The following is a 10,359-nucleotide window of genomic DNA, read 5'->3' as shown; positions in this document are numbered from 1 at the left end:
TAGTTTGGTTTTGGCTTGGGTTTTGCGTAAAATGACTGCCTGGGATGAACTTACTTGTCTTTTAGCTGCTGCTCCGGGAGGTGTAGCCCAATTTTTTATTTTGACTTATGAATTGGGGGCTGATTCTTTGGTATTAATAATTATTCCCTTTTTGTTAACTTGGTTGGGGATTTTAATACCGAAAATTTCAAAATCATGATATGATATTAATTGGGATTTAGTAAAATATGATAGGATAGGCAGGAAGGGGGATTTCTTTGGCGAATCAAGTATTAGTTGTTATGGGTAGTGATTCTGATTGGCCAATTATGAAGAATTGTATAGAAATATTAGAGATGTTTGCGGTACATTATGAAGTACAAATTGCTTCAGCTCATCGTACTCCTGAGCGGGCTTTGCAATTGGCCAAGGAAGCAGTAAATAATTTTGGGGTAATTATTGCCGGGGCGGGAGCAGCTGCTCATTTGCCAGGTGTTTTGGCTGCAGTTACTCCTTTACCGGTTATTGGTGTGCCCATTCAGGCGACTGCTCTGCAGGGGGTAGATGCTTTATATTCTATGGTGCAAATGCCAACAGGGGTTCCTGTAGCTACAGTGGGAATAGATGGAGCCAAAAATGCGGCTCTGCTGGCTGTGCGTATTTTGGCGGTCAGTGATAATAGTTTGTGTAAAAAATTAATAGAATATAAAGAGGAGCAGGCTGAAAAGGTCTTGCAAAGTCAAGCCGTGATCATGACAAAATTGCGGGAAATGTCTTAGGGCAGGAGGTGCCGTGTGGTGTCCGAGAATTATTGGCGAGAAGTGGGATTAACTGATGCTGAATATGAATTGATTAAAGAAATTATGGGTAGGGAACCTAATCGGGTTGAACTCGGTATGTTTGGGGTGATGTGGTCTGAACACTGTAGTTATAAAAACTCTAAACATCTTTTACAACAACTGCCTACCGAAGGACCAAGAATTTTACAAGGTCCTGGTGAGAATGCCGGAGTTGTAGATATAAATGATGGGCAGGCTATTGTTTTTAAAATTGAAAGCCATAATCATCCTTCAGCTGTAGAACCTTATCATGGAGCAGCTACGGGAGTGGGAGGTATTGTCCGTGATATTTTTACCATGGGAGCAAGACCGATCGCCTTTTTAAATTCTTTGCGTTTTGGTTCACTACAGAATAAAAAAACTCGTCATTTGTTTAAAGAAGTGGTAGCCGGAATAGCGGATTATGGGAATAGTATGGGGATTCCCACTGTCGGGGGTGAAGTCTATTTTCATCCTTCATATGAGGAAAATTGTTTGGTTAATGCTATGTGTGTAGGTTTGCTAGAAGAAGGTTCTTTGGTAAAAGGTTTGGCTGCTGGTGAAGGTAATGTTGTTTTTTTGGTAGGAGCACGTACAGGTAGAGAAGGTATTCACGGGGCTGCTTTTGCTTCAGAGGAATTAAGTGAGGCTTCTGAAAGCAAGGTAACAGCTGTACAGGTAGGTGATCCTTTTTTAGCCAAAATTTTAATGGAGGCTTGTTTGGAAGCTCTAAAAACTGGTTATGTGGTAGGAATGCAGGATTTAGGGGCTGCGGGAATAATATCTTCTTCTGCGGAGATGGCCTCACGGGCAGGAACAGGAATGGAAGTGAATGTAGATTTAATTCCCTGTCGGGAACCTGGGATGACACCTTATGAAATTCTACTTTCTGAAACTCAGGAACGGATGCTTTTGGTAGTTGAAAAAGGAAAAGAGGCTGAAGTGGAGGCCGTCTTTCGTAAATGGGATGTAGGTATAGCCAAGATTGGACAGGTTACGGCAGATGGTCTAATGACTTTTAAAAAAGGGGATGAGGTGGTAGCCCAAGTTACTGCTGCGGCTTTGACAGAACAATGTCCACTTTATGAACCTGAAGCCCGGCAGCCGGAATATTTAGTTTCAGCTCAGGAATATGATTTAGATACACTGCCGGAAATGGAGGATTATGGTAAGGCTTTGTTGACTCTTTTGGGGACTCCTTCTTTGGCCAGCAAGGAATGGGTATTTGAACAATTTGATTATTTAGCCGGCGATAATACTGTTTTGACCCCAGGGAATGGAGCGGCAGTACTTAAGATTAAGGATTATAATAAGGGGATTGCTTTGACGGTAGATGGAAATTCTCGTTATGTTTATTTAGATCCTTATCGGGGCGGACAGTTGGCGGTAGCGGAAGCAGCACGTAATTTAGTCTGTGTCGGGGCTCAGCCATTAGCTCTGACAGATGGTTTGAATTTTGGTAATCCAGAAAAACCGGAAATTTTTTGGCAATTTCAGGAGACCATTAAAGGAATTAGTGAGGCCTGCCGGGTTCTGGAAACTCCGGTAGTAGGTGGAAATGTTAGTTTATATAATGAAACTGGCGGGGAAGCTGTTTATCCTACACCTATTATTGGTATGGTTGGCTTAATTGAGGATTTAGATTTAGTGATTACACCTGATTTTAAAAAACCAGATGATTTAATTATTCTCCTTGGTGAAAATAAGGATGAATTAGGGGCTAGTACCTATTTAAGTATTATTCATGGTTTGGAAGCAGGAAAAACTCCGGAAATTAATTTGGAAATAGAGAAAAAGATACAAGATGCTGTTAGAGAATTAATTAAGTTAAAATTGATTGTCTCGGCTCATGATTGTTCTGAAGGTGGTTTAGCGGTAGCTTTGGCTGAATGCTGTTTATTTGGAAATATGGGGGCTGAGGTTGTTTTAACTGAAAACTTACGACCTAGTGCTTTGCTTTTTGGGGAAACAGCATCGCGAATAATTATTTCAATTCGTAAAAGCAAGATTGATACAGTTTTACAACAGTTAAAAAAATCACAAGTACCTTATAAAGTATTGGGTAGTGTAGGTGGTGAAGCCTTGAGTATCGCTGGCTCAGGTTGGAAAGTTAAAGGGAGTTTAACTGCAATGGTGGAAAAATATCGGGGGGCCGTGGCATGTTTTATGAAGAAGTAAAGGATAAAATGGAGGAGGCCTGTGGTGTTTTTGGCATTTATGCTCCTGGTAAAGATGTGGCCCGTTTAGCTTATTATGCTTTATATGCTTTACAGCACCGGGGACAGCAAAGTGCGGGGATAGCTGTTTCTAATGGTAAACAGGTGCGGGTGCATAAAGGGGCAGGTTTGGTCGCTGATGTTTTTTCTGACCAAAGTTTAAATAATTTAAAAGGTCATTTAGCGGTAGGACATGTACAATATACACCGATTAATTCTGGGTTGGCGGTTAATGCTCAGCCTTTGGTTTGTCAATGTTTAAAAGGGAAGATGGCCATTTGTCACAACGGAAATTTAGTCAATGTCAAAGAATTAAAAGAACATTTGGCTGCCCGGGGGGTTGTTTTTCAATCTAGTTTGGATGTAGAGATTGTTGTAAATTTAATTGCTCGTAATGGTGGGGGAGGTTTAAAAGAGGCTTTAAAAAAAGCGATGTTGGAGCTAAAAGGTAGTTATGCTTTGGTTTTAATGACTGAGGATAAATTAATTGGTATTAGGGATCCTTATGGTAATAGACCACTTTGTTTGGGACGCTTAGAGGGATCTTATGTTTTAGCCTCGGAATCTTGTGCTTTAGATGTTTTAGGGGCTGAATTTATTAGGGATGTGGCCCCAGGTGAAATTGTAATCATTGATCAGTCGGGATGCCGAAGTTTTAAGTTTTCCAGCAGATCTACTGAGGCTTTGTGTGTTTTTGAATTTATTTATTTTGCACGTCCTGATTCTACCATTGACGGTCTTAATGTGATGAGAGTTCGACGGGCTATGGGCCGCGAATTGGCACGTGAAAGTCCTGTGGAAGCAGATATTGTTTTACCAGTTCCTGATTCTGGAATTGCCGGGGCACTTGGTTATGCCGGAGAATTGGGTTTGTTTTTTGATATGGGACTTATGAAAAATCGTTATATTGGTCGGACTTTTATTCGTCCAGAACAAAGTGAACGCAGTTTGGCAGTACGTTTAAAATTAAATCCAGTGACTGAACTAGTGGTTGGTAAACGGGTAGCAGTAGTTGATGATTCTATTGTTAGAGGGACAACTAGTAAAAAAATTGTAAAGACACTTCGCAACCGCGGGGCTAAAGAAGTGCATTTATTAATTACTTCTCCACCGGTAATTGCTTCTTGTTATTATGGCATTGATACTTCTGAAAGAGGACAATTAATTGCTGCCCAAAAGTCTGTGGAGGAAATTAGGGAGTATGTAGGTGCGGATTCTTTATCTTATTTAAGTTTGCCCGGATTATATCGGGCTTTAAAGCGTGAACAAGGTTTTTGTACAGCTTGTTTTACGGAAAAATATTTATTGGGTTTACCGAAGGAGGTTCGCTAATGGAAAATCAGCAGGCTTGGACTTATCGCCAAGCAGGTGTGGACATAAAGCGTGGACAGGAAGCCGTAAATTTATTTAAACCATTGGCGGCCCAGACAATGCGACCTGAAGTTTTGGGTACTTGGGGTGGGTTTGCTTCTTTTTTTGCCTTGGATGTGGAAAAATATCAACAACCGGTTCTGGTCTCAGGTACTGATGGTGTAGGTACCAAATTAGCTTTAGCTCAACAATTGAATAAACATGATTCCATTGGTATTGATTGTGTGGCCATGTGTGTTAATGATATTCTAGTAACTGGAGCTCAGCCGCTTTTTTTTCTGGATTATATTGCTGTGGGGAAATTGGAACCAAAACAGGTGGCAGCTATTGTTAAAGGGATTGCCTTAGGGTGCAGGGAAGCAGGCTGTGCCTTAATCGGTGGCGAAACTGCGGAAATGCCCGGTTTTTATGCACCGGGGAAATATGATTTGGCTGGCTTTGTGGTCGGTGTAGTAGAAAAAGAAAAAATTATTAGTGGGGCAAATATTAAACCTGGTGATTTGGTGCTTGGTTTAGCTTCCAATGGGTTACATTCCAATGGGTTCTCCTTAGTACGTAAAATTTTTTTAGATGTTCAAGGGAGATCTTTGGAAGAATATTTACCAGAATTGGGCTGTACATTAGGTGAGGAATTATTAAAACCGACGCGAATTTATGTCAATTTAATTAATTCCATTTTGGAAAGGTTTACAATTAAAGGTATGGCTCATATTACTGGGGGAGGATTGGTGGAAAATATACCGCGGATTTTACCCCCGAATTGTCAAGTGGAAATTAAAAGTAATTCCTGGCCTTGGCCCCCTATTTTTAAATTGTTGGCTGAGGGGGGGAATTTGGCGACTGAGGAATTAGTGAATACTTTTAATTTAGGTATAGGTTATGTTTTGATTTTGGAGGAGGCTCAGGCTAGGAACCTTCAGGCTTGGCTAAAAGAACAGGGTGAAGTAGCCTATCTTTTGGGTGAGGTAACTCAAGGATCTGGGGGATTGATTTTAAGGGGAGAGGTTAAATGAGATTGGCTGTTTTAGCCTCTGGCAGAGGCTCAAATTTACAGGCTATTTTAGATGCTTGTCGGCAGGGAAAGATAAAAGCCCAAGTGGTTTTGGTAGTTAGTGATCAATGTAAGGCTTTTGCTTTAAAGCGTGCAGAGCGTGAAAAGATTCCTGCTGTTTGTCTTCTTCCAGAAGATTTTTCTGCTGTGAAGGCCTATGAAAAAAAATTATTAACCATTATAAAAGATTATCAAGTGGATTGTTTGCTGTTAGCCGGCTTTATGCGGATTCTTTCCGCAGAATTTATGGAAAAAGTTGCTATACCGGTTTTGAATATTCATCCTTCTTTATTACCGGCGTTTCCGGGTTTACGGGCTCAAAAACAGGCACTTGATTATGGTGTGCGTTATAGTGGTTGTACAGTACATTTTGTTGATGCCGGGGTAGATACAGGACCCATTATTTTGCAAGCAGTAGTACCTGTTTACCCAGATGATAGTGAAGAGAGTTTGGCGGCTAGAATTTTGCGGGAAGAACACCGTCTTTATCCGCGGGCTGTGCAATTATTAGTTGAAGGAAAAATATACTGTAAAGGACGTCAAGTTTTGTTTAGTGAGGAGGATTAAATTGAAATATGCTTTAATTAGTGTGGCTGATAAACAGGGGATTACGGAATTTGCCACTGCTTTGGTGAAATTGGGTTATCAAATTATTTCCACGGGGGGAACAGCCCAGGAATTAAAAACTGCGGGTGTGGAAGTACTTGCAGTTTCAGAAATAACTGGATTCCCGGAAATTTTAGGAGGTAGGGTAAAAACATTACATCCTAAAATTCATGGGGGTATTTTAGCTAGAGATGAGGAAAAAGATCAAAAAGAAATAGCCTCCTGGGGCATTTTTAATCTTGATTTGGTTGTTGTTAATCTTTATCCTTTTAAGGAGATTATTGCCCGGGAAAAAGTAACTTTAGAGCAGGTGATAGAAAATATTGACATTGGTGGTCCAGCTATGCTGAGAGCTGCGGCGAAAAATTTTCAACGTGTGGCGGTAGTTGTCAAGCCTGCGGCTTATGAAAAAGTACTTAAAGAGTTAAAAGAAAAGGGTGAGGTTTCCTTGTCCCTGCGGGAAGAATTGGCTGTAGAGGCTTTTTCCCATACAGCTTCTTATGATTTGACCATTAGTCAATATTTAAGTAAGTTTCTTTTGCAAACAGATTTTCCGGCACATTATTTTCGGGAAGGGAAAAAAGTACAAGATTTGCGTTATGGTGAAAATCCCCATCAAAAAGCTGCTTTATATTGTTATCCGGGGAAACAAGTGGGGATGCTGACAAGTGCCCGGAAATTACAAGGAAAAGAATTATCTTATAATAATTTGGTGGATAGTGAAGCTGCTTGGGCACTGGTTAGTGAGTTTTCTGAGCCAGCAGCTGCCATTATTAAACATACTAATCCCTGTGGAGCGGCACTGGGAAAAAATATTTTAGAGGCTTATCAGCGTGCTTATGCTTCTGATCCTCTTTCTGCTTTTGGGGGTATTGTGGCCTTAAATAGAGAGGTAGATGAAAAGTTAGCTGCAGAATTAAAAAAGATTTTTTTGGAAATTATTATTGCTCCTAGTTTTAGCGGAGATGCGGTTTCCCTTTTAGCCGCTAAACAAAATTTAAGGCTTTTAGCCATGGGTGAAAGAGTAGTTAGGGATGAACGATATTGGTTGGAACCGATAAGTGGAGGTTTTTTACTTCAAGAAAGGGATCAGGCAATTTTAACACCGGCAGATTTAAAGGTAGTAACTAAAAAACAGCCGAGTGAAGAACAAAAGGCAGAATTGCTTTTTGCTTGGGGTTTGGTAAAACACGTTAAATCTAATGCTATTGTACTTACTAAAGAAAAACAGTTAATCGGAGTAGGAGCAGGACAAATGAATCGGGTGGGGGCGGTTAAAATTGCTTTAGAACAAGCCGCAGATTTGGTTAAAGATTCTGTGTTGGCCTCTGATGCTTTTTTCCCTTTTCCTGATAGTGTGGAAGTAGCCGCTAAAGCCGGTGTGAAAGCAATTATTCAACCAGGTGGTTCGGTTAGGGATGAGTCTGTAATTGAAAAAGCGGATGAATATGATATAGTAATGATTTTCACAGGTAAAAGGCATTTCAAACACTAAAGGAGGTTAATAATGGGTTTGAAAATTTTAGTGGTTGGTAGTGGTGGGCGAGAACATACTTTGGTTTGGAAAATAGCTCAAAGTAAAAAAGTAAAGAAAATTTATTGTGCTCCTGGTAATGCGGGTATCGCTTCTTTAGCGGAATTGGTTCCTTTAAAGGTTGAGGATCTCGATGGTATAGTTAATTTTTGTCGGGAAAAAGCAATAGATTTAGTTGTTGTGGGACCGGAATTGCCTTTAACCTTAGGTTTGGTTGATGCCTTGCAGAAGGTGGGTATCAAGGCTTTTGGACCTAGTCAACAGGCTGCGGAATTGGAAGGCAGTAAAGTATTTGCTAAAAATCTTATGCATAATTATGGTATTCCTACAGCTGAATATCATATTTTTACAGAGGCGGCTATGGCTAAAACCTATTTACGGCAAAGTCAAGGACCTTGGGTGGTAAAGGCAGATGGTTTGGCTGCTGGTAAAGGGGTTTTAATTTGTACTTCTTTAGAGGAAGCCGAAAAGGCCGTGGAGACAATTATGATTGCACAGGTCTTTGGTCAAGCTGGTAAAAGAATAATCATTGAGGAATATTTAGAGGGTGAAGAAGTAACTATTTTAGCTTTATGTGATGGGGAAACGGTAATTCCTTTGGCTTCTTCGCAGGATCACAAACGGGTTTTTGATGATGATCAGGGACCGAATACAGGAGGTATGGGTGCTTATTCACCTGCACCAGTAGCTACAGAGGAATTAAAGAATGAAGTTTTTGCGAAAATTTTACAGCCTACTATTAGGGCTATGCAGGCAGAAGGGCGTTCTTTTAAGGGTGTTTTATATGCTGGTTTAATGATTACTGCACAAGGTCCGCGTGTTTTGGAATATAATGTTCGTTTTGGAGATCCGGAAACTCAGGCGGTTTTACCGCGTCTGAAAAATGATCTTGTGGATTTATTATTGGCTGTTTGTGATGGTTCTTTAGCTGTTTGGGAAAATAAAATTAAATGGTCGAATAAAGCTTGTGTTGCAGTGGTAATGGCTTCAGCAGGTTATCCGGGAGATTATGAACGTGGTCATGTAATTGAAGGGCTGGAAAAGTTGGATAAAGAAACTATAGTTTTTCAGGCCGGAACTACTGTTCAAAATGGGAAAATTGTTACCACAGGGGGAAGGGTGCTGGCGGTAACAGTATTGGGAGATGATTTGCCTCAAGCTGCAGCTAGTGTTTATCAAGAAATTAAAAAGTTGAAGTTTAAGGGGGCTCATTATCGTAAAGATATTGCCCAACGTGCTTTCCGACATTTTAAATGAGGGGGAAAGGAAAATGAACGCTAAAGGTGATTTCGCTCATTTTATGTTGAAGGAAATTTTTGAACAACCACAGGCCCTGCAAAATGTGTTAGAGGGACGAATTCAAGGGGATAGAGTAGTTTGGGAAAATTTCCAGGTATCTCGAGAGCAAATCAATCAATGGAATAAAATTTATATTATAGCTTGTGGTAGTGCCTATCATTCTGGTTTGTTTGGTAAATTATTATTAGAAAAATTTTTGGGAATGATGGTTGAAGTAGAAATTGCCTCAGAGTTCCGTTATCGTGATTCTTTTGTTGATGAAAATACTTTAGCTATCTTTATTAGTCAATCAGGTGAAACCGCGGATACTTTGGCTGCTTTACGTTTGGCTAAAAAAAAGAAGGCCTTTACTTTAGCCCTTACTAATGTGGAAAAAAGTACAATCTCTCGTGAAGCTGATGTGTGTTTATCTTTAAAAGTGGGTCCGGAAATAGCGGTGGCTTCCACAAAGGCTTATACAGCCATGTTAGTTATGCAATATTTATTGAGTATTTATTTTGCTCAAGTTAAAAAAACCCTTGCTGCAGGGGAAAGAGCAAGAATATTAAAAGGATTGCTGGAATTACCAAGAAAAACGTCATTAATTTTAGAAGAACAGGAGCCTTATGTACAGATTGCTAAAGAATTAAAAAGTGCCGAGAACCTTTTTTATTTGGGACGTCTTTTTGATTATTATCTTGCTCGGGAGGGGGCCTTAAAATTAAAGGAAACAGCTTATTTACATGCTGAGGCTTATGCTTCCGGGGAAATCAGGCATGGTACTTTGGCTATTGTTACCCCAAATACACCGATTGTGGCTATTGCGGTACAAGAAAGTGTTTATAAGCCTACTTTGGCGATTGTTAAAGAGGTAGTACAGCAGGGGGCTTCGGTTATTGGAGTAGTAAATGAAGGTGATCAAGAAATGAAAAAATGGGCTCGACATCTTTTAACTATTCCGCGAATAGATAATTTGGTCAGTCCCATTTTAGCTGTGATTCCTTTGCAATTGTTAGCTTATTATACGGCAGTGGCCATGGGTTGTGCCATTGATCAACCGCGTAATTTAACTAAGGCTGTGACTAATGATCTTTAGATAAATGTGGTACTAAAATTTTTAAAAGTTTATTAATTAAAACCAATTGTTGTGGTGTGCAGTGTTGTAATAAAGTTATTATTTCTTGATAAGTTTCCTGGGTATCTATTTGATATGAAGGTTGGTAGTCATGAGCAGTATAATTAAGAGGGGTTTGTTGACCAAATAAAAGATAGTCTGCCGAAGTATGAAGACAATCTATAACTTTAAGTAGGGAAGTTAGACTCATTTGACGTTCACCGCGTTCAATTTGCCCAATATAGTAATCTGAAAGCCCTATCAGTTCCGCAAATTCCGCACGTGAAAGTTTTAGGAATTCTCTTTGTTTGCGGATGCGTTGTCCAATAGTTTGTTGTATGTTTTCTTCCTTCATAAAGTGTATTCACTCCTTTGGATAATACTTTATCGGA

10 protein-coding genes are annotated in these 10,359 nt (G+C 39.9%); 9 read left to right on the top strand and 1 reads right to left on the bottom strand.

The genetic code is table 11. The annotated features are described in order from the left end of the window. The 9 genes from GX687_01920 to GX687_01880 form a co-directional block, all read left to right on the top strand. The coding region (locus GX687_01920) for an AbrB family transcriptional regulator (GenBank protein ID HHX96208.1) at nucleotides 1-199 on the top strand (199 nt) is incomplete at its 5' end. Between the two features lie 82 nt (nucleotides 200-281). Further along, nucleotides 282-758, top strand: coding sequence for a 5-(carboxyamino)imidazole ribonucleotide mutase (gene purE / locus GX687_01915; protein ID HHX96207.1), 477 nt, complete (start codon nucleotides 282-284; stop codon nucleotides 756-758). Between the two features lie 18 nt (nucleotides 759-776). Beyond that, entirely contained in the window at nucleotides 777-2,975 is a 2,199-nt protein-coding gene (gene purL, locus GX687_01910; GenBank protein HHX96206.1) for a phosphoribosylformylglycinamidine synthase subunit PurL, read from the top strand. Further along, a complete protein-coding gene (locus GX687_01905; protein ID HHX96205.1) occupies nucleotides 2,957-4,345 on the top strand; it encodes an amidophosphoribosyltransferase in 1,389 nt (462 codons plus the stop codon). Before purL ends, GX687_01905 begins: the two co-directional genes overlap by 19 nt. Further along, complete coding sequence (locus GX687_01900) at nucleotides 4,345-5,397, top strand: phosphoribosylformylglycinamidine cyclo-ligase (GenBank protein ID HHX96204.1); 1,053 nt, start codon at nucleotides 4,345-4,347, stop codon at nucleotides 5,395-5,397. The genes GX687_01905 and GX687_01900 overlap by 1 nt, the downstream gene beginning before the upstream one ends. Then, complete coding sequence (gene purN, locus GX687_01895; protein HHX96203.1) at nucleotides 5,394-6,002, top strand: phosphoribosylglycinamide formyltransferase; 609 nt, start codon at nucleotides 5,394-5,396, stop codon at nucleotides 6,000-6,002. Before GX687_01900 ends, purN begins: the two co-directional genes overlap by 4 nt. Beyond that, nucleotides 5,998-7,536, top strand: a complete 1,539-nt coding sequence (gene purH, locus GX687_01890; protein ID HHX96202.1) for a bifunctional phosphoribosylaminoimidazolecarboxamide formyltransferase/IMP cyclohydrolase — start codon at nucleotides 5,998-6,000, stop codon at nucleotides 7,534-7,536. Before purN ends, purH begins: the two co-directional genes overlap by 5 nt. An 18-nt stretch (nucleotides 7,537-7,554) precedes the next feature. Next, nucleotides 7,555-8,832: a phosphoribosylamine--glycine ligase gene (gene purD, locus GX687_01885; protein HHX96201.1), complete on the top strand. Its 1,278-nt coding sequence runs from the start codon at nucleotides 7,555-7,557 to the stop codon at nucleotides 8,830-8,832. Between the two features lie 13 nt (nucleotides 8,833-8,845). Further along, nucleotides 8,846-9,949 (top strand): isomerizing glutamine--fructose-6-phosphate transaminase, encoded by a 1,104-nt coding sequence (locus GX687_01880; GenBank protein ID HHX96200.1) that lies wholly within the window; start codon nucleotides 8,846-8,848, stop codon nucleotides 9,947-9,949. Here GX687_01880 and GX687_01875 read toward each other — a convergent pair. Beyond that, nucleotides 9,936-10,322: a helix-turn-helix transcriptional regulator gene (locus GX687_01875; protein ID HHX96199.1), complete on the bottom strand. Its 387-nt coding sequence runs from the start codon at nucleotides 10,320-10,322 to the stop codon at nucleotides 9,936-9,938. The two genes, GX687_01880 and GX687_01875, sit on opposite strands and share 14 nt — an antisense overlap. Between the last annotated feature and the right edge of the window lie 37 nt (nucleotides 10,323-10,359).

The sequence above is a fragment of the Clostridia bacterium genome, assembly GCA_012841935.1.
Lineage (GTDB): Bacteria > Bacillota > Peptococcia > DRI-13 > DTU073 > DUTS01.
This window is presented reverse-complemented; position numbering and strand designations above follow the sequence as displayed.

Coding starts and splice junctions, on each gene's coding strand:
- GX687_01905 (HHX96205.1), top strand. CDS start 2,957: ATGTTTTATGAAGAAGTAAAGGATAAAATGGAGGAGGCCTGTGGTGTT.
- GX687_01900 (HHX96204.1), top strand. CDS start 4,345: ATGGAAAATCAGCAGGCTTGGACTTATCGCCAAGCAGGTGTGGACATA.
- purE (HHX96207.1), top strand. CDS start 282: ATGGGTAGTGATTCTGATTGGCCAATTATGAAGAATTGTATAGAAATA.
- GX687_01880 (HHX96200.1), top strand. CDS start 8,846: ATGAACGCTAAAGGTGATTTCGCTCATTTTATGTTGAAGGAAATTTTT.
- GX687_01875 (HHX96199.1), bottom strand. CDS start 10,322: ATGAAGGAAGAAAACATACAACAAACTATTGGACAACGCATCCGCAAA.
- purN (HHX96203.1), top strand. CDS start 5,394: ATGAGATTGGCTGTTTTAGCCTCTGGCAGAGGCTCAAATTTACAGGCT.